General features: G+C 69.5%; 17 protein-coding genes. 2 read left to right on the top strand and 15 right to left on the bottom strand.

Going from position 1 to position 18,294, the window contains the following annotated elements; translation table 11 throughout:
* Positions 1–73: 73 nt before the first annotated feature.
* The 15 genes from MA876_RS13225 to MA876_RS13155 all read right to left on the bottom strand — a co-directional run bounded on the left by MA876_RS13225 (position 74) and on the right by MA876_RS13155 (position 16,181).
* Positions 74–616 (bottom strand): DoxX family protein, encoded by a 543-nt coding sequence (locus tag MA876_RS13225; protein ID WP_248150020.1) that lies wholly within the window; start codon positions 614–616, stop codon positions 74–76.
* 105 nt (positions 617–721) lie between these two features.
* On the bottom strand, positions 722–2,296 hold the full coding sequence (locus MA876_RS13220) for a Rieske 2Fe-2S domain-containing protein (protein ID WP_248150017.1): 1,575 nt from the start codon (positions 2,294–2,296) through the stop codon (positions 722–724).
* A gap of 1,056 nt (positions 2,297–3,352) precedes the next feature.
* Positions 3,353–3,763 carry a transcription antitermination factor NusB gene (gene nusB, locus MA876_RS13215; protein WP_248150014.1) on the bottom strand — a complete coding sequence of 137 codons (411 nt, stop codon included), beginning with the start codon at positions 3,761–3,763 and terminating at the stop codon, positions 3,353–3,355.
* Between the two features lie 2 nt (positions 3,764–3,765).
* Positions 3,766–4,326, bottom strand: coding sequence for an elongation factor P (gene efp / locus MA876_RS13210; RefSeq protein WP_248150012.1), 561 nt, complete (start codon positions 4,324–4,326; stop codon positions 3,766–3,768).
* A gap of 86 nt (positions 4,327–4,412) precedes the next feature.
* Entirely contained in the window at positions 4,413–4,868 is a 456-nt protein-coding gene (gene aroQ, locus MA876_RS13205; protein WP_248150010.1) for a type II 3-dehydroquinate dehydratase, read from the bottom strand.
* A 167-nt stretch (positions 4,869–5,035) separates the two neighbouring features.
* Positions 5,036–6,112, bottom strand: a complete 1,077-nt coding sequence (gene aroB, locus MA876_RS13200; protein WP_248150007.1) for a 3-dehydroquinate synthase — start codon at positions 6,110–6,112, stop codon at positions 5,036–5,038.
* A complete protein-coding gene (locus MA876_RS13195; RefSeq protein ID WP_248150004.1) occupies positions 6,109–6,630 on the bottom strand; it encodes a shikimate kinase in 522 nt (173 codons plus the stop codon). Before MA876_RS13195 ends, aroB begins: the two co-directional genes overlap by 4 nt.
* Positions 6,614–7,828: a chorismate synthase gene (gene aroC / locus MA876_RS13190; protein WP_248150002.1), complete on the bottom strand. Its 1,215-nt coding sequence runs from the start codon at positions 7,826–7,828 to the stop codon at positions 6,614–6,616. Before aroC ends, MA876_RS13195 begins: the two co-directional genes overlap by 17 nt.
* A 4-nt stretch (positions 7,829–7,832) precedes the next feature.
* A complete protein-coding gene (locus tag MA876_RS13185) occupies positions 7,833–8,699 on the bottom strand; it encodes a shikimate dehydrogenase (RefSeq protein WP_308221659.1) in 867 nt (288 codons plus the stop codon).
* The gene (gene mltG / locus MA876_RS13180) at positions 8,669–10,318 is read right to left on the bottom strand and encodes an endolytic transglycosylase MltG (protein ID WP_248149995.1); all 1,650 of its coding nucleotides are present in this window, start codon (positions 10,316–10,318) and stop codon (positions 8,669–8,671) included. Before mltG ends, MA876_RS13185 begins: the two co-directional genes overlap by 31 nt.
* A 1-nt stretch (position 10,319) precedes the next feature.
* The gene (gene ruvX, locus MA876_RS13175) at positions 10,320–10,787 is read right to left on the bottom strand and encodes a Holliday junction resolvase RuvX (protein WP_248149992.1); all 468 of its coding nucleotides are present in this window, start codon (positions 10,785–10,787) and stop codon (positions 10,320–10,322) included.
* Complete coding sequence (gene alaS, locus MA876_RS13170; RefSeq protein WP_248149989.1) at positions 10,784–13,444, bottom strand: alanine--tRNA ligase; 2,661 nt, start codon at positions 13,442–13,444, stop codon at positions 10,784–10,786. Before alaS ends, ruvX begins: the two co-directional genes overlap by 4 nt.
* Positions 13,445–13,509: 65 nt before the next feature.
* Positions 13,510–13,914, bottom strand: coding sequence for an ATPase (locus tag MA876_RS13165; protein WP_248149978.1), 405 nt, complete (start codon positions 13,912–13,914; stop codon positions 13,510–13,512).
* Positions 13,915–14,096: 182 nt separating this feature from the next.
* On the bottom strand, positions 14,097–14,726 hold the full coding sequence (gene rpsD, locus MA876_RS13160; protein ID WP_248149976.1) for a 30S ribosomal protein S4: 630 nt from the start codon (positions 14,724–14,726) through the stop codon (positions 14,097–14,099).
* Positions 14,727–14,900: 174 nt separating this feature from the next.
* Positions 14,901–16,181, bottom strand: a complete 1,281-nt coding sequence (locus MA876_RS13155) for a replication-associated recombination protein A (RefSeq protein WP_248150175.1) — start codon at positions 16,179–16,181, stop codon at positions 14,901–14,903.
* A gap of 187 nt (positions 16,182–16,368) precedes the next feature.
* Between MA876_RS13155 and MA876_RS13150 the strand changes: the two genes are divergently transcribed.
* Entirely contained in the window at positions 16,369–16,656 is a 288-nt protein-coding gene (locus MA876_RS13150) for a dioxygenase (protein ID WP_248149973.1), read from the top strand.
* Between the two features lie 76 nt (positions 16,657–16,732).
* The gene (locus MA876_RS13145; RefSeq protein WP_372491529.1) at positions 16,733–18,268 is read left to right on the top strand and encodes a DUF349 domain-containing protein; all 1,536 of its coding nucleotides are present in this window, start codon (positions 16,733–16,735) and stop codon (positions 18,266–18,268) included.
* The last annotated feature ends 26 nt before the right edge of the window (positions 18,269–18,294 follow it).

The raw sequence follows: 18,294 nt of genomic DNA, 5'->3' as shown, positions 1-18,294 counted from the left end.
AAAGGTTGCTGTGCCTCCACTCTAGCGCGCCGAAAGGCCGGCCCCGAAGGACCGGCCCCGATCGACGGGAAAGTCAGCTCTTCGCTGCGGGGCCGCGAAGGACCCGGGATGCCACGACGAGGGCGGCTGCGATGAGCACGACGTTCTTGAAGATGTACTGCCCCGTGAGCGTAGGGCCTGCCGCACCGAAGACCTCTCCAGGCAGGAGGACGATGGGCGACAGGATTCCGACGAACGCGAGGGCGAGCACGACGAGTCCGATGCGCGCGAGCGCACCGCCTGCGACGAGCAGGATGCCGGCGGTGACCTCGATCACCGCGGTCAGGATGAGCGCGGGCTGCGCGCCCACGATCCCGAACGTGAGCTTGTCCCATGTGCTCGCGACGAGCGCCTCGAGCGGGCTCGCCCCCGGGATGAACTTCAGGACGCCGAAGACGAGGAAGACCCCGCCGAGCGCCGTGCGCAGGGCCGGAATGCTCCAGCGCTGCAGGAAGACCTTGAGCCCCGCTTCGGCGCGAGCCTCAGCGGCGATCGCGCGCCGTACGAACGACGGGCGAGCGTGGCGGGTGGTCGGGAAGGCGCCGACGGCGCCGTGGGATACGGGAACGGTGGTCATCGTGACTCCTCGATCGTGGATGCTGCCGGACGGTTGTCCGACACACACCCAGGAGCGGGGTTCAGGTCACGTGATACCGATCGCGCCCGAGATCCGTGCCAGCACCTACGCGGCGGGGGTGGTCGCTTCGCGGAAGAGATCGTCCTCGACCTGGCTCGCCCGGATCGGATGCCCCTGGCTCGTGAGGCACTTTCCGCTCGTGAGGTCCCACTTCCAGTCGTGGAGGCTGCAGGTCAGCACGCCGTCCTCGATCTTGCCGGTCTTGGTGAGGTCGGCGCGCAGGTGCGGGCACCGGCGCTGCACGATCCAGTCGCCGAGCTGCGCATCCTCGGTCTGATCCGTCTGCTCCGCGTACCAGTTCTCGACGTACTCGATGCGGTCGCGCGACAGGCATTTCAGGAACGTCGTGAGGAACTCGTTGAACTTGCCCGAACGTCCGACTTCGAACTGCATCGAGAGGAAGATCGAGTTCGACCAGTCGATCTCGTGGTCGCGGATGTTCGTCGAGACGAGGTCGGCAGGGATCGTGTACCAGTAGATGCACTCCTCCCCCGCGTACTCGCGCACCTTGGCCTTCGGGAAGTCGACGACCATGTCGAGGCCGCCGATGCGGAATCGCACGTTGCCGCCCACGCCCATGCGGATCGTCCGGCCGCGACGCAGCAGTGGCTCCCACCACTCCTTGATGGCGGCGAGCATCTCGTCGGGCGGAAGGACGGCGGCGCGGGATGCCTCTTCCGCAGCGACCTCGTCCTGACGCGTGTCGCGCTGCTCGGCGAGGTAATCCCACTTCTCGTCGAAGAAGCGGTCGATCTCGGCATCCGTGTACAGCGACTGCGTGACCGAGATCTCGCCGTCGTTCAGCTCGACGACGGTGCCCGGGACGAACTCGTAGCCCTTCTGCTCGGGCCGCAGCTCCGCCATGTGCGCGAGGAACTGACGCTGATCGGTGAAGATCGAGTCATCCTCCAGCCCCGTCCCGTTGTAGCGGAACAGCTCCTCACGCAGGAACATGGGCGGCCCCGCCATCGGGAACACGTGCTCGGCATCCACCTTCTCGATGTAGTACATCGCGCGCTTGTTCTGCGCGTCGCGCTTGAGTCGGGCGAAGTTCTGCTTCGCATCCTGCGGCAGGTCGTAGACCATCGGCCACCAGATGGCGCCCGAGACTTGCGTGAAGTACGCCTCGGGCTTCGAGAACGACATGAGCTTCTCGAGATCGAGCGGGTGCGAGTCGTTCTGATTCAGGATGCTGGCGGTGCCGTCGTCGACGCTGAGCGACGAGTCGCCGATCGGGCCGTCGCTCGGGGCACGCAGCGGAGTCACCATGATCTTGAGGTCGCCGAACTGCAGCGGGACGCCCGCCTGCGTGTAGATGATGTTGTCGTAGCCGAGCTTGCGGAGATCCTGCTCGAGGTCGTCCGTCGGGTAGTCGGGCAGCAGCACCTTGATGCTCTTGGGGACGTGGCGCTCCATGAGCGCGGGGTCGAAGTGATCGCGATGGCGGTGCGACACGTAGAGGAAGTCCGCGGCACCGTACTTCGCCCAGTCCAGGGCGCGGTTGTCGGGGAACGGGAACCACGAGCCGAAGAACGTCGGGCCGATGACGGGGTCGCACAGGATGCTGCCGCCGCGGGTCTCGATGAACATGCCGGCGTGGCCGAGCCCGGTGATGCGCATGGGGTGAATCCTCCTGATCGGAACCCGTCGATTCTACCTTCGACCCGCCGACGACCCCGGAGACCGGACCGTGACAAACCCGGTGCGTGCGTGCTGGCACGGTTCCGCGCGGGCGTGCGTGACGAAAGGATGCCGGATGTATCTCTGCACGCGCCGTCGCGCTCTGTCACCCCGGAGAGGAGTACCTGTGGGCTTCCTGATGGATCTCGTGTCGGGTCGCGTCGACCGTCCGCGGCTGAGCCGGTGGCTCATCGCGCTGTCGCTCTTCCTGCTCACCGGCTGGCTGCAGGCGCACCTCGTGCTCGCGGCGGTGAACGACGACGGCGGCACGGTGCGCAACGCGATCGCGGTCTACAACAGCCCCGACGTGCGTGCGCAGCTCGGAGGTGCGGCCGACTGGGCGGTGAGCCAGGGCGCGGCGATCACGGGGAAGGACCTCGCGCCCCTGCAGGGAGCGCTCGCGCAGGTCTTCGCGGGCGGCGAGGTTCCGCCCGCCGTCGCGGAGGCGCTCGTCACCGAGCTCCTCGAGACGCGCGACGACGCGCTCGCGCAGTTCGCGGCATCCACCCCCGCCCGCCCACTCACGATCGAGGTCCTGCCGATCCTCACGGCGTTCGGGATGGAGATTCCGCCGGAGTTCGGGGCATCCATCGGCCTCTCGGCCGACCTCGCTTTCCCGATCCTCGATGCCCCGTCGATGGATGCGATGCGCACCCGCTACCACTGGGCGGTGCAGCTCGACCGCTGGGGTCTGCTCGCCGGCGTCGTGCTGGGTGCTGTCGGCATCGTTCTGGCGCGCAAGCCGCTGAAAGCGCTGGCGATCAGCCTCATGGCGGGCGGTGCCGTATGCCTCGCCGCGATCCCGCTGTTCGGACTGCTGCGCGACTGGCTGCTGGGCGGCGGGATCGGCGCGTGGGGCACGCTGCTCACTCCGCTCGTGACCAGCGCGATGGCCGAACTGTCGCCGTGGCTGCTGCCCGTCGGTATCGCCGCGATCGCGGTCGGCGCGGGCCTGCTGACGTTTCTGATCGTGCGGGAACGACGAGCGACTCGACCTCAGGAGGAGCGCGCGATCCGCCCCAGCACACCGTGGACGAAGGACCCGGACTCGTCGGTCGAGAACTCCTTAGCGAGCTCGACCGCCTCGTCGATCGCGACGGCCGACGGCACTTCGTCGTTGTAGAGGAGCTCCCACACGCCGATGCGCAGGACGGCCCGGTCGACGGCCGGCATACGCGAGAGCGTCCAGTCCTTCGCGAAGGTCGTGATCTGCTCGTCGATCGCGTCGCGATTGTCGTTGACGCCGTCGACGATCTCGCGCGCGTAGAGCCAGGATGCTTCGCGAGCGGGTTCGCTCGCCGCCCGCTTGGCTTCGGCCGCGATCGTCGTCGACAGCTCGTCACCGCGGACGTCGGACTGGAAGAGGATGTCGAGTGCGCGCTTGCGCGCCTTGCTGCGTGCGCTCAAGGTCAGTTGACGCGGCCGAGGTAATCACCCGTGCGGGTGTCGACCTTGACCTTCGTGCCCTGCTCGACGAAGAGCGGGACCTGGATCTCGTAGCCGGTCTCGACCGTCGCGGCCTTCGTGCCCGCTGACGACCGGTCGCCCTGGAGGCCGGGCTCGGTGTACGTGATCTCGAGGACGACGGATGCCGGCAGCTCGACGTACAGCGGGTTGCCGTTGTTGAGCGCGATCTGAACCTGCTGGTTCTCGAGCAGGAAGTTGGCGGCGTCGCCGACCGTGGCTGCGGCGACGTTGATCTGGTCGTAGTCGTCGACATCCATGAAGACGAAGTTGTCGCCGTCGTTGTACAGGTACGTGAAGTCGCGGCGGTCGACGTTCTCGATGTCGATCTTGGCGCCGGCGTTGTACGTGCGGTCGACGACCTTGCCCGAGAGGACGTTCTTGAGCTTCGTGCGGACGAACGCTCCACCCTTGCCCGGCTTGACGTGCTGGAACTCGATGACGTTCCAGAGCTGCCCGTCGATCGAGAGGACGACGCCGTTCTTGATGTCTGCGGTGGATGCCATGAGTGAAGAGTGTCCGTTCCGTGTCAGTGGGGCGCGCGGAGCGCGCCGACGTTCGATTCTACGGGATGACGGGTGCTGCGCCCCGATCAGCCTTCCGCGACGCCCGCGATGACGTCGATGAGCCTCCGTACTGCTGTGGCATAGCCCTCGACGCCCTCGCCGATGACGTGCACGGCGGCGACGTCGGCGACATACGAATGGTGGCGGAACGCCTCGCGTTCGTACACGTTCGAGATGTGCACCTCGGCGATCGGCAGGTTCACGCCCGAGAGCGCGTCGCGCAGCACGACGGACGTGTGCGTGAGCCCCCCGGGATTGATCACGATCCCCGCGCAGTCGGCGCGCGCGTCGTGGATCGCATCGAGCAGGACGCCCTCGTGATTGCTCTGGACCGCCCGGATCTCGAAGCCGCGCGCGGCCGCGGCATCCATCGCGATCCGCACGACGTCGTCGAGGGTCGACGTGCCGTACACCTCGGGCTCACGGCTGCCCAGCAGGTTGAGGTTCGGTCCGTTGACGAGCAGCAGGCGGCGTTCGGTCACGCGAACACCCTAGCCCGGCCGACCCACGAGGAGCCCGCCCGCGCGTCCCTCCGGTCGGAGATTGTCACGCATGTCGGCGGCCATCGCCGCGAATTCTCCGACGTCGGTGACATTCTCCGACCAAGGGAGTGGTCGAGGTGGATGCTCGGGTCCGGACCAATGCCGCGCTACGCGCCGACCTCCTGGTAGGCGGCGAACAGCAGCGACTCGTCGGGGGCCTGCAGCGTCGTGGGGCGGGCGACGTCGTCGAGGACGATGAAGCGCAGCATCCCGCCGCGGCTCTTCTTGTCGCGCTGCATCGTGGCCTTGAGCTGGGGCCAGGCTCCGGCTCGGTAGCTCGTGGGGAGTCCCAGGAGCGTCAGGATGTCGCGGTGGCGCTGGGCCGCGGCATCTGGCAGTCGTCCCGCCAGCCGGGAGAGCTCGGCGGCGAAGACCATGCCCACCGAGATCGCGGCGCCGTGGCGCCAGCGGTAGCGCTCGGCGTGTTCGATCGCGTGTCCGAGGGTATGGCCGTAGTTGAGGATCTCGCGCAGCCCCGCCTCGCGGAAGTCCTCGCTCACGACGCGTGCCTTCATGTCGATCGCGAGCTCGATCGTGCGGCGGAACTCGGCGCTGTGCGGATCGGTCGCGAGCGCGGGGTCCGCCTCGATGAGGTCGAGGATCTCGGGCGCCCAGATGAAGCCGGCCTTCACGACTTCGGCGTAGCCGGCGACGAGCTCGTTGCGCGACAGCGAGTCGAGCAGATCGAGGTCGCACACGACGGCGTACGGCGGCCAGAACGCGCCGACGAGGTTCTTCCCCTCCGCGGTGTTGACGCCCGTCTTGCCGCCGACCGCGGCATCCACCATTCCCAGCACCGTCGTCGGCACCTGCACGACCGCGACCCCGCGCAGCCAGGTGGCCGCGACGAAGCCGGCGAGATCGGTGACCGCTCCCCCGCCGAACCCGATGACGGCATCGGTGCGGGTGAAGTCGGCCTTGCCCATGACCTGCCAGCAGAACGCGGCGACCTCGATGCGCTTGCCGGCTTCGGCGTCGGGGATCTCGGCGAGGATGACCTCGCGCTCCTCCAGCAGGGAGGTGCGCAGCGCCTCGGCCTGCGCGGCGAGCGTCGGCGGGTGCACGATGAGCACCTTGCGTGCGTTCTCGGGCAGGTACGACGAGAGCGACGACAGGATGCCGCGGCCCACCGTGATGTCGTAGGCGGCGTCTCCGGTCACGCTGATCGTGGTCGTGTCGCTCACGATTCCTCCTCTGTCGCTCGGATCCACGCGACCACGGCGTCGACGACGTCCTGCAGGGGGCCGGACGATGTGTCGAACACCTCGGTCGCGAGCTGCTCGTAGACCGGCTTGCGGGCCTGGTAGATCTCGTTCCACCGTGCGCCGGCGTCGTCGCCCTGCAGCAGCGGTCGCTTCGAATCCCTCACGCGCGCGATCACGACACGCGGCTCGACCGTGAGCAGCGCGACGCGATGCCGGGCAAGATCGGCGCGGGTTCCGGCATCCAGCACCGCTCCCCCGCCCAGCGACACGATCCCGCGGGTGTCGAGACCGTCGCGCACCGCCGCGCGCTCGAGGGTGCGGAAGTACGGCTCGCCGTGGGTCTCGAAGAGCTCCTCGATCGGCCCGTGCTCGCGCTTGACCGCGATATCGGTGTCGTAGAACGGCCTGCCGAGGGCCTTCGCGACCCGACGGCCGACGCTCGTCTTGCCCGCGCCCATGGGGCCGATCAGCACGACCGCGTCAGAGCGCGAGCTCATGGTCCGCGGCGGCGGCGCTGCGCAGCGTCTCGGGGATCGCCGCGAGGTAGCCCTCGAGGTTGCGCCGCGTCTCGGCGACGCTGTCGCCGCCGAACTTCTCGAGCACGACGCCCGCGAGGGTGATCGCGACCATGGCCTCGGCGACGACCCCGGCTGCCGGGACCGCGCACACGTCGGAGCGCTGGTGGTGCGCCGACGCGGTCTCGCCGGTCGCGACATCCACCGTCCGCAGCGCCTTCGGCACGGTCGCGATGGGCTTCATGCCGGCGCGCACGCGCAGCACGGTGCCTGTCGACATGCCGCCCTCGGTGCCGCCCGCCTTGTCGGAGGACCGCGTGATGCCGTCATCCGTCACGAAAAGCTCGTCATGGGCGGCGGAGCCGCGGCGGCGCGTCGTCTCGAAGCCGTCGCCGACCTCGACGCCCTTGATCGCCTGGATGCTCATGAGCGCCTCTGCGAGCTTCGCGTCGAGGCGGCGGTCCCAGTGCACGTGCGAGCCGAGCCCCGGCGGCAGGCCGTAGGCGAGCACCTCGACGATCCCGCCCAGCGTGTCGCCGTCCTTGCGGGCGTCGTCGACCTCGGCGACCATCGCGGCGGACGTGGCCGCGTCGAAGCACCGCAGCGGATCGGCGTCGAGCGCGTCGACGTCGTCGGGTGTCGGCAGCGCGGCGCCCTCGGGAACCTGTACGGGGCCGATCGAGAGCGTGTGCGAGACGAGACGGATGCCGAGCTCGGTCAGGAACGCGCGGGCGAGCGCTCCGAGCGCGACGCGCGCGGCGGTTTCGCGTGCCGACGCGCGCTCGAGGATCGGCCGTGCCTCGTCGAAGCCGTACTTCTGCATACCCACGAGATCGGCATGGCCCGGGCGCGGACGCGTGAGCGCCGCCCCGCGGCCCCGCGACTTGTCGGTGAGGTCCACGGGCTCGGGGCTCATGACCTCGACCCACTTGGGCCATTCGGTGTTGCCGATGCGCAGCGCGATCGGGCTGCCGAGCGTGCAGCCGTGCACGACGCCCGACGAGATCGACAGTTCGTCCTCTTCGAACTTCATGCGCGAGCCGCGGCCGTAGCCGAGCTTGCGACGCGCGAGATCCGCCTGGATGGCGGCGCGCGAGATCGGGATGCCGGAGGGCAGGCCCTCCATGATGGCGACGAGTTCGGGGCCGTGCGATTCGCCGGCCGTGAGCACGCGGAGCATTGGTCTAGTCTTCCACGACCGCGAGGCGCATCGCGGCCAGCACCGCTCCCTCGTCATCCAGGGGAACCTCCACCTGCCCTGAGACGAAGATCCGCACCTGCAGCACGGCCTGGTGCAGAAGCATTCCGAGCCCCCACGTCGACGGCGCATCGGCGCGCTCCCACGCGCTCGCGAGCGCTGTCGGCCAATGCCCGTAGACGACGTCGAGCAGGAATCCGCCGGCCTGTGCGAGGGCGTCGGCCGCGGCATCCGCGACCGGCGCATCGCCCGGCAGCGTCGCGATCGTCACGTCGACGGGGGCGAAGGAAGGCGCGTCGAAGGATGCCGCGGCCACCGCGACCCCCAGCGACGCGCCGAGATCGACCAGGGGCGCGACGGCCTCGGGGCGGCGCGCGGCGATCTCGATCCAGGTCGCCCCGAGTTCGGCGAGGGCGACGAGCGCGGAGGTCGCCGTGGCCCCCGCGCCGACGATGCGTGCGCGGACGACCGCGGTGATGCCCTCGTCGCGGAGCGACGCGACGATACCGCCGATGTCGGTGTTGAAGCCGTGCGCGCCGTCGTCCTGCAGCAGGAGCGTGTTCACGGCGCCCGTGAGTTCGGCGCGCCGATCGAGGGTCGCTGCGGCGCGGAACGCCGCACCCTTGAGCGGGAACGTGAGCGACAGTCCGCGCCACGACCCGTCGAGACCGCGCAGGGCGGTGTCGAAGCGGGCTTCCGACACCTGCCGTCGGTCGTACTCCCAATCGAGCCCGAGCACGCCGTAGGCGGCTCCGTGCAGGCGCGGGGAACGGCTGTGCGCGATCGGGTCGCCCCACACCGCCAGGCGATGCCGCGCGGGTGTCAGCACCCGGCGTCCGGGTTGGCCTTGCACCACTCGATCCACTGCGCGACCGCCTGGTTGTGCTCATCGACAGTGGCCGAGAACACCGTTTCGCCCGTGTTGAGATTCACCGTCACGAAGTAGAACCAGGGACCGGGCTCGGGGTTCATCACCGCTTGGATGGCGACGTCGCCCGGGTTGGCGATGGGCCCGACGGGCAGCCCCGTGTTGACGTAGGTGTTCCACGGGTTGGGGTCGTTCAGGGCTTCTTCGGACGAGCTCACGGTGCCGTCGTGCATCTCTCCGTACCCGTACTGGGCCGTCGAGTCCATCTGCAGGAGCCCGAAGGTCTCCTGATTTCCGGGGTCCATGCGGTTGTTGATGACCGTCGCGACCTTCTTCATATCGGTCTCGGTGCGCGCTTCGCGCTGGATGATGGATGCTTCGGTGAGCACGCGCTGGCGGTCGGCCTCAGGCACGCCCGCGCTGTCGAGCGACTGGATCGTGCGGTTCACGAGCGTCTGGACGACATCCTGCGCCGTGACGCCGGGGTCGAACGTGTACGTCGCCGGGAACAGCCAGCCCTCGAGCGGCTGACCGCCCGCCGCGGCGACCGCGGGGTCCAACGGCACGCCGTACACCGTGGGATCGGCGACGGCCGCCTGGAACTCCTCGAGCGGGATGCCGGTGCCCTCCGCCAGCAGCGGCAGCGACTGCGCGACGGTGAGCCCCTCGCGCAGCTGCGCGGTGTTCTCCATCTTGTTCGCCGGGTCCTCGAGCGCGGCTAGGGCGGCTGCCGACGTCATCTGCAGCTGCATCTTGTAGACGCCCGGGTAGAACGTCGGATTGAGCTCTTCCTCGATGAGGTAGTCGTAGAAGGCCTCGGGCGTCTTCGTCACGCCGGCCTCGTACAGCGAGTTCGAGATGGTGGTCGTCACGTCGCCCGAGGCGATCGTGACCATCGCCTCGCCGTTCGCGAGTCCGTCCTCGTAGTCCTTGGGCTCTTCCCAGCCCATGACCTCCCGGATCTTGTCTTCGTACGTGTTCCACACGTACAAGCCGCCGGCAGTGAGACCACCGAGGATCACGAGGACGACACCGAGGGCGATCCACCCGCCGATACGTCGGCGCTTCTTGTTCTTCGGCACGGGTTCCCTCCCGAGCTCGTCGGTCGAGCGGGCGCCGGTGAAGAGGTCCTCGAGATCGGGTTCCGCGGCGGGGATCGTGGCCGTCGTGCTCGAGCGCGCGTAGCCGCTTCCCGCAGCGGCAGCCGTTGCGTCACGACCGCTCGCGGCGAGCAGCCAGTCCGTGTCGTCGAGGGCGGATGCCGTGACGGGCGCCGACTCGAGGGGCACCGCAGCCGGCGTCGACGAGGACCGCAGCGCGACGGGCGCGGACTCGGCCCCGCCCGAGTCCGGAACGGCCGATGACTCGGTCTCGGGCGCGGAGGGCGTCGGTGCGGGCTCTGCAGCGGAGGGCGTGACGGCCTGCTCCCCCGTGGCCGCGCGGGCTGCGGCTTCCCGCGCTTCGCGGCGGGACAGCGGCGGCGTCGCACCGGTGGGGGTCACCGGCTCGGAGGTACCGGAGTCTCCGTCGATCCGCCGGGCCCGGGGGTCGGGCAGCTTGCCGAACAGATCGGCGAAAGGATCGTCGTTTCGGGGATCGGGCATCTCAGGCGGGCTCCTGGGAGATCGGGGTACCGGCGGGGCGGCCTGTGCTCTTCTCGACATCGAGTGCTTGCTGCAAGAGGACGACTGCCGCGACCTGATCCACGATGGTACGCGACGAACGCTGGGATCGCCCGGACTGACGCAGCGCCGCATGGGCGGACACGGTCGACAGCCGTTCGTCGACGAGGCGGACGGGGATTCCGGATGCCGCGGCCACCGCGGCTGCGAAGTCTCGGGCATCCATCGTCGAGGCGGTGTCCTCGCCTTTCAGGTTCAGCGGCAGCCCGACCAGGATCTCGAGCACGGAGTGCTCTTCGCCGAGGGACGCGACCCGCGCGACGGCGTGGTCGTCGCGCGGCACGGTCTCGACCGGGGTCGCGAGCAGCCCGTCGGGATCGCACTTCGCGACGCCGACACGGGCCTGTCCGACGTCGACGCCGAGGCGCGCGCCCCTGCGGAACCCCGTCACGCGGCTCCGAGGTCCGACGCGACCGCGTCGAGCGCCGCGGGAAGTGCCGAGGCATCCGTCCCGCCGCCCTGCGCGACGTCGTCGCGGCCACCACCGCCACCGCCGAGCACCCCCGCCGCGCGCTTCGCGAGCGCCCCGGCCTTGGCGCCGGCGGAGCGTGCGGCCTCGTTGGTCGCGACGATCACGACGGGGCGATTCCCCACCTGAGCGCCCAGTGCGACGACGGCCGCATCGGCGCCGAGGCGATCGCGCACCTGCAGGGCCAGCGTGCGGAGGTCATCGCCCGAGGACGCCGTGCCGACGTTCGCGGCGACGAGGCGGTACGGACCGACGGCCCGCGCCGCCTCGGCGAGACCCGGCGCGCGGTCTCCGAGCGCCTTCGCCTCGAAGGCGGCGATCTTCTTCTCGGCCGCCTTGAGGCTCGCCGTGAGCTCGGCGATGCGTGCCGGCAGCTGTTCTTTCGGCGTCTTGAGCGTCGAGGTGAGCTGCGAGACGAGTGCGCGCTCGGCCGCGAGCGAACGGAAGGCGTCGAGTCCGACGAGGGCCTCGACGCGGCGGTTCGAGGCGCCGACGGACTGCTCGCCGACGAGGTTGATGAGGCCGATCTCGGCGCTCGTCGCGACATGGGTGCCACCGCAGAGCTCGCGCGACCACGGGCCGCCGATGTCGACCATCCGCACGACATCGCCGTACTTCTCGCCGAAGAGCGCCTGCGCACCGAGTGCCTTGGCCTCGTCGAGCGCGAGCACGCGCGTCGTCACCTCGAGGTTGTCGCGCACGGCGTTGTTGGCGATCTCTTCGATCTCGGACTTGGTGTCGTCCGACAGCGCCTGACCCCACGCGAAGTCGAAGCGCATGTAGCCGGCGCGGTTGAGCGAGCCCGTCTGCGTCGCGGAAGAGCCCAGCGTGTCGCGCAGTGCCGCGTGGATCAGGTGGGTCGCGGAGTGCGCCTGCTGCGCCGCGCGGCGGTTGACGGCATCCACCACCGTCGTCGCGGGCTGGCCCACGCCGACCTCACCCGTCGTCACCTCGACCGTGTGACTGATGAGGCCCGGTACGGGTCGCTGCACGTCGAGGACATCGAGCTCGTACCCGGGGCCGACGATGACGCCTTTGTCGGCGACCTGGCCGCCCGACTCGGCGTAGAGAGCGGTCTCGGCGAGGATCACCTCGGCGATCTGACCCGTCGCCGCACGATCCGTGGAGACACCGTCGACGAGGATGCCGAGCACGGTCGATGCGGTCTCGAGATCGGTGTAGCCCGTGAACGACGTCTCGCCGAGCGCCCGCAGATCGCGGTAGACGCTCGTGTCGGCGAGTTGGCGCTTGCGTGCCTTCGCGTCGGTCTTGGCGCGAGTCCGCTGCTCGTGCATGAGGGCGTCGAACGCGGCGCGGTCGACCGTGAGCCCCGCCTCCTCGGCGATCTCGAGCGTCAGGTCGATCGGGAAGCCGTACGTGTCGTGCAGCAGGAACGCCTCGGAGCCCGAGACACTCGAACCACCGGCGCCCTTCGTCTGCACGATCGTCTCGTCGAGCAGGTTCGAGCCGGACGCGAGCGTGCGCAGGAACGTCGCCTCTTCGGCCAGGGCGTACTGCTCCATGCGGGGATAGTCGGTCTCGACGATCGGGTAGGCGTCCTTCATGGCGTCGCGGGATGCCGCGAAGAGCTCCTTGAAGGTCGCGCCCTCGACCCCGAGCAGGCGCATCGACCGGATCGCACGGCGCATGAGGCGTCGCAGGATGTAGCCGCGCCCGTCGTTGGAGGGCGTCACGCCGTCCGACAGCAGCATGAGCGAGGAACGCACGTGGTCGGCCACGACACGGAACCGGATGTCGTCCTGGTGGTCGGCGCCGTACGTGCGGCCCGACAGCTCGACCGCCTTGTCGAGGACCGGCCGCACCTGGTCGGTCTCGTACATGTTGTCGACGCCCTGCTTGATGAACGCGACGCGCTCCAGGCCCATGCCGGTGTCGATGTTCTTGTGTGGCAGTTCGCCGACGATGTCGAAGTCGTACTTGGACTGGACGTTCGTGATCTCGTACTGCATGAACACGAGGTTCCAGATCTCGACGTAGCGGTCGTCGTCGGTCGCAGGGCCGCCGTCGATCCCGTAGGCGGGCCCGCGGTCGAAGAAGATCTCGGAGCAGGGCCCCGCGGGCCCGGGAAGGCCCGTGGACCAGTAGTTCGTGTCCTTGCCCAGGCGCTGGATGCGCTCTTCGGGCAGATCCGTGAGCGTCAGCCAGAGGTCGTGGGCTTCGTCATCCTCTTCGTAGACCGTGACCCACAGGTCCTTCGGATCGAATCCGAGGCCGCCGTCGGCGTCCGGCGTCGTGAGGAGCTCCCATGCGAAGCGGATCGCGCCCTCTTTGAAGTAGTCGCCGAACGACCAGTTGCCGAGCATCTGGAAGAACGTGCCGTGGCGCGGTGTGTGCCCGACCTCTTCGATGTCGAGCGTGCGGATGCACTTCTGCACGTCGGCCGCGCGCGGGTAGGGCGCGGGCACATCGCCCGAGAGATACGGGATGAACGGCACCATGCCCGCGACCGTGAACAGCAGCGCGGGGTCGTCCGTGACGAGCGATGCGCTCGGCACGATGGTGTGACCGTTCTTCTCGAAGTAGTCCAGATAGCGCTGGGCGATCTCAGCGGTCTTCATGCGTGGGGATTCCTCGGGTCGTGCGGGTATGCGCCCGGCCTCTTCGGGCGGGCGCGGAAAGGGAGTCAGTCGGCGAGCTTCTTTGCGGCGGACTTCGCCTTGCCGGCGGCGGTCTTCGCCTTGTCCGCGACGTCTGCGACGGCGTCCTGCGTCTTGTCCGCAGCGTCCGAGACGGCGTCCTGCGCCTTGTCGACGGCGTCGGCGGCGGCATCGGCTGCCGAGCCCAGGGCGTCGGAAGCTGCGCTCTTGGCCGCGCTGGCTGCGCCGGCCGCGGCATCCTTCACTTCGTCCACGAGGCCCGAGAATCGGGATTCCTGCTCACGGTAGGCATCGCTCATGCGGTCGGTGAACTCGGTGATGCGCGCATCGACATCGGCGAGCAGTTCGTGCCCCCGCGGATCCTTGTTCATCAGGTGTGCGAGGACGAATCCGCCGGCGATGCCGAACACGAACCACAGCACGTTCTTCATGACACCACTCCTCGCCACTCGCCGCCCGACGCGGCATCCATCCATCGTATGCGGAAACGGGTCGGCGATGGAGGAGACGACGAAGGGCGCCGGGTTTCCCCGACGCCCTTCGTGCGACTGCTGAGTCTTAGCGCGCGGCGTAGCTGTGCTGCCGGTCGCTGCGCTCCGGTACTACGCCCCGCTCAGCGCGCGGCGTAGTACTCGACGACGAGCTGAACGTCGCAGACCACGGGAACCTCGGCTCGCTTGGGGCGACGCACGAGACGCGACTGGAGCTTGTCGAGCTCGACCTCGAGGTAGCCCGGGACCGGGGGCAGGACGTCGGCGTGACCGCCGGCAGCTGCGACCTGGAAGGGCTCGGTGCCCTCGGACTTGGCCTTGACGTGGATGAGCTGGCCCGGCTTGACGCGGAACGACGGGCGGTCCACGAGCTGGCCGTCGACCAGGATGTGGCGGTGCACGACGAGCTGGCGCGCCTGCGCCGTGGTGCGGGCGAAGCCCGAGCGGAGGACGAGCGCGTCGAGACGCATCTCGAGCAGCTCGACGAGGTTCTCACCCGTCAGGCCGTCCTTGCGACGTGCCTCGTTGAAGGTGTTGCGCATCTGCTTCTCGCGGATGCCGTACTGCTCGCGCAGACGCTGCTTCTCGCGGAGACGGACGGCGAAGTCGCTGTCCTGCTTGCGCTTGGTGCGGCCGTGCTCACCCGGAGCGTAGGGACGCTTCTCGAGGTAGCGGGCGGCCTTGGGGGTCAGAGCGACGCCGAGAGCGCGCGAGAGGCGCACCTTGCGGCGGTCCTGGGACTTCGTTGCCACGAAGGATCCTTCCGATGACGCGGTCGTGTCTTTCACGACTCGCGGACGTATCGCCTCTCCTCGCCCTGTCCGGAACGCACGCCGGGGCATGCCGGTAGGTAGGTGAAGAAGAAAGGGGATGCCCGAAAACTCGGTTTCGAGCCGGTCAAGTCTATCAGAGCCCAGGTGAGGGGCTTATTCGCCGGCCACGATGCGGCGGATCTTCTCGAGGCGCGCCTGCACGTCGCGCTCCTGCCCGTGGTTCGTGGGCTCGTAGTAGCGGCGTCCGCGCAGTTCGTCGGGCAGATGCTGCTGCGCGACGACGCCGATCTCGGTGTCGTGCGGATACTTGTACCCCTTGCCGTGCCCGAGCCGCTTCGCACCCGGGTAGTGCGCATCGCGCAGCGGCGCGGGAACGCGGCCGAACCCGCCCGCGCGGACGTCGGCGATCGCCTTGTCGATCGCGAGGTATGCGGCGTTCGACTTGGCCGTGGTCGCGAGGTAGGCCGTCGCTTCGGCGAGCGGGATGCGGCCCTCGGGCATGCCGATGAACTGCACGGCATCGGCCGCGGCGACCGCGAGCGGGAGCGCTTGGGGGTCGGCCAGGCCGATGTCCTCGGCTGCCGAGATGATGAGGCGCCGCGCGATGAAGCGCGGGTCCTCGCCCGCCTCGATCATGCGGGCGAGATAGTGCATCGCGGCATCCACATCGGATCCGCGGATGGACTTGATGAACGCGCTGATGACGTCGTGGTGCTCGTCGCCTTGACGGTCGTACCGCAGCAGGGCACGGTCGACGGCCTGCGAGACGTGGTCGGGCGTGATCTGCGGCGTCTTGCCCTTCTTCGCCGTCTCGACGGCGAGGGATGCCGCGGCCTCGAGCGTCGTGAGGGCTCTGCGCGCATCTCCGGAGGCGAGCTGCACGATCGCCGCTTTCGCCTCGTCGCTCAGGATCACGTCGCCGTCGAACCCACGCGCGTCGGCCACCGCACGGTCCAGGAGGACGCCGAGGTCGTCGTCCGTGAGCGCGACGAGGGTGAGCAGGAGCGACCGCGAGAGCAGCGGAGAGATGACCGAGAAGGAGGGATTCTCGGTCGTGGCTGCGATGAGCACCACCCAGCCGTTCTCGACGCCCGGCAGGAGGGCATCCTGCTGGGCTTTCGTGAAGCGGTGGATCTCGTCGAGGAAGAGGATCGTCGACTGCCCGTAGAGGTCGCGCTGCGTCAGGGCCTCCTGCATCACCTCGCGGACGTCCTTCACGCCGGCGGTCACCGCCGAGAGCTCGACGAAGCGGCGCCCCGACGAGCGCGCGATCGCCTGGGCGAGGGTCGTCTTGCCGGTTCCCGGGGGACCCCAGAGGATGACGGAGGCGGCGGCGCGAGTGGATGCCTGAGGATCCGCCAACGTCACGAGCGGCGAGCCGGCGCGGAGGAGGTGCCCTTGCCCCGCGACCTCGTCGAGCGACGTGGGGCGCATGCGCACCGCGAGCGGCGTCTGGCCCTGGAAGAGCGCGGTCACGCGCCCGCGCTCGCGATGGATGTCGGGTTCGGCACGTGTCCAGGCTAATCGTGGTGGACGACGTCCGGAGGCGGGTTTGGGGTGCGGCCGGACGCGCGCATATGATCAACCCCGTTCCGGGACGCGCCCGGACGAGGGAGGTTCCGTGTCCGGCGGAGGCAAGGATCGCACCAGCCGCGAGGCGCGGGAGCGCGCTCGTCTGTATGACGCCCGCCGGGCGTTGCACGAAGGGCAGGCGCGCCGCCGTTCCCGCGACAACCTGATCGCCGGCATCGCGGGTGGAGTGATCATCGTCGCCATCGCGGCCGCTCAGACGCTCTACTTCACGACCGGCCCCGGCGCTCCCGTGCCGACGCCGACGCCGACCTCGACGACGACGCCCTCGGTCGAACCGTCCGTGAGCCCGACGCCCGAGCCCACGACGACTCCCTGAGCCGGCCGCCCCGCCGTACTAGGCTTGACGGGTCCCACTCCCCACAGGCGGCGCAGGCCGCGATGAGGTGCATCCCGTGACCACTCACGAAGACTCCACGCCCGACTCCCCCGCTGACGACATCGCCGTCGAGGCGGAGACCGCAGAGACCGCCGACGCGACCATGACCGAAGAGGTCGTCGTCGACGAGAGCGTCGAGGCCGAGATCGAAGCCGTTGCGACCGACGACGGTGACTCGGCCGAATCGTCCGCTCCCGCGGCGCCCACGGCATCCACCGAAGCGAAGCCGGCGGTCGTGCCCAGCGCCCCGGTTCCCGCGCCGCGCCCCGGCCCCCGCCCCTCCGCACCCCAGGGTGCGGTCCCCGCGCGCCCTGCCGCGTCCGCACCCGCGGAACCGTGGGGCAAGGTCGATGACGACGGCACCGTGTCGGTGCGCGAGGCTGCCGGCTGGCGCGTCGTGGGCCAGTATCCCGACGGCACTCCCGAAGAGGCGCTCGCCTACTTCGAGCGCAAGTACGCCGACCTCGCGAGCGAGGTCACGCTGCTCGAAGTGCGCCACCGCCGGGGCGGCGCATCCGCCTCCGATCTGCGGGGCGCGGCGCGCCTCGTGCAGGACAAGCTGACCGATGCGGCAGCCGTCGGTGATCTGGCGAGTCTCGACGCCCGCGTCGCGGCCCTGACGGGTGAGCTCACCGAGTCCTCGGCTGCCGAAGCCGCCGCGGCCCGCGAAGCCGTCGACGATGCCGTCAAGGAGCGGACCGTCCTGGTGGAGGCCGCTGAGGCTCTGGCCGCGCGCGACCCCAAGACGGTGCAGTGGAAGCAGGCATCGGCCGAGCTGTCGTCGCTGTTCGACCAGTGGCAGCTGCAGCAGCAGAACGGGCCGCGCCTGCCCAAGTCGACGGCGCAGCAGTTGTGGAAGCGATTCCGCGATGCGCGTTCGATCGTCGACAAGCACCGCCGCGAGTTCTACTCGGAGCTCGATGAGGCTCACAAGGGCGTCCGCGACCGCAAGTCGGCCCTCGTTGCGAAGGCCGAAGCGCTCGCACCCAAGGGCGAGGACGGAATCGGCGCGTACCGAGAGCTCCTCGACCAGTGGAAGACCGCCGGCCGTGCCGGCAAGAAGGCCGACGACGCCCTCTGGGCCAAGTTCAAGGCTGCCGGCGACGCGCTGTACTCCGCTCGTGGGGAACGCGAGGCGGCGGATGCCGAGGCATCCCGCGAGAAGATCGCCGAGAAGAAGGTCCTGCTCGAAGAGGCGAAGGCCGTCGCCGACGAGCCGCAGATCGCGAAGGCGCGCACGCTGCTGACCGGCATCCAGCGCAAGTGGGACGAGATCGGCCGGATCTTCCCCCGCGACGCCGAGCGCGCGCTCGACGACGATCTGCGCAAGATCGAACAGGCTCTGCGATCCCGTGAAGACGTGGACTGGAAGCGGAACAATCCCGAGACGAAGGCGCGTGCCAACGACATGACGCGTCAGCTCACCGAGGCGATCGACAAGCTCGAGAGCGAGCTCGCAGCCGCCGAGAAGTCGGGCGACAAGCGCGCGATCGCGCAGGCGCAGGAGGCGCTCGAGGCACGCCGCGGGTGGCTGAAGGCCCTCGGGTTCTGACACCGGCTCCTTCCCTCTCCTCTGAT

The organism is Microbacterium aoyamense (assembly GCF_023155855.1).
GTDB lineage: Bacteria > Actinomycetota > Actinomycetes > Actinomycetales > Microbacteriaceae > Microbacterium > Microbacterium aoyamense.
The sequence above is the reverse complement of the archived record's forward strand: the minus strand, read 5'-3'. Positions and strand labels throughout refer to the sequence as shown.

What these genes read in the sequence shown, in the direction of transcription:
- MA876_RS13225 (WP_248150020.1), bottom strand. Translation starts at nt 616, where the DNA reads ATGACCACCGTTCCCGTATCCCACGGCGCCGTCGGCGCCTTCCCGACC.
- MA876_RS13220 (WP_248150017.1), bottom strand. Translation starts at nt 2,296, where the DNA reads ATGCGCATCACCGGGCTCGGCCACGCCGGCATGTTCATCGAGACCCGC.
- efp (WP_248150012.1), bottom strand. Translation starts at nt 4,326, where the DNA reads ATGGCATCCACCGCAGACATCAAGAACGGCGTCGTCCTCTCGATCGAC.
- MA876_RS13195 (WP_248150004.1), bottom strand. Translation starts at nt 6,630, where the DNA reads ATGAGCTCGCGCTCTGACGCGGTCGTGCTGATCGGCCCCATGGGCGCG.
- aroC (WP_248150002.1), bottom strand. Translation starts at nt 7,828, where the DNA reads ATGCTCCGCGTGCTCACGGCCGGCGAATCGCACGGCCCCGAACTCGTC.
- mltG (WP_248149995.1), bottom strand. Translation starts at nt 10,318, where the DNA reads ATGCCCGATCCCCGAAACGACGATCCTTTCGCCGATCTGTTCGGCAAG.
- alaS (WP_248149989.1), bottom strand. Translation starts at nt 13,444, where the DNA reads ATGAAGACCGCTGAGATCGCCCAGCGCTATCTGGACTACTTCGAGAAG.
- MA876_RS13165 (WP_248149978.1), bottom strand. Translation starts at nt 13,914, where the DNA reads ATGAAGAACGTGCTGTGGTTCGTGTTCGGCATCGCCGGCGGATTCGTC.
- MA876_RS13155 (WP_248150175.1), bottom strand. Translation starts at nt 16,181, where the DNA reads ATGCGCCCCACGTCGCTCGACGAGGTCGCGGGGCAAGGGCACCTCCTC.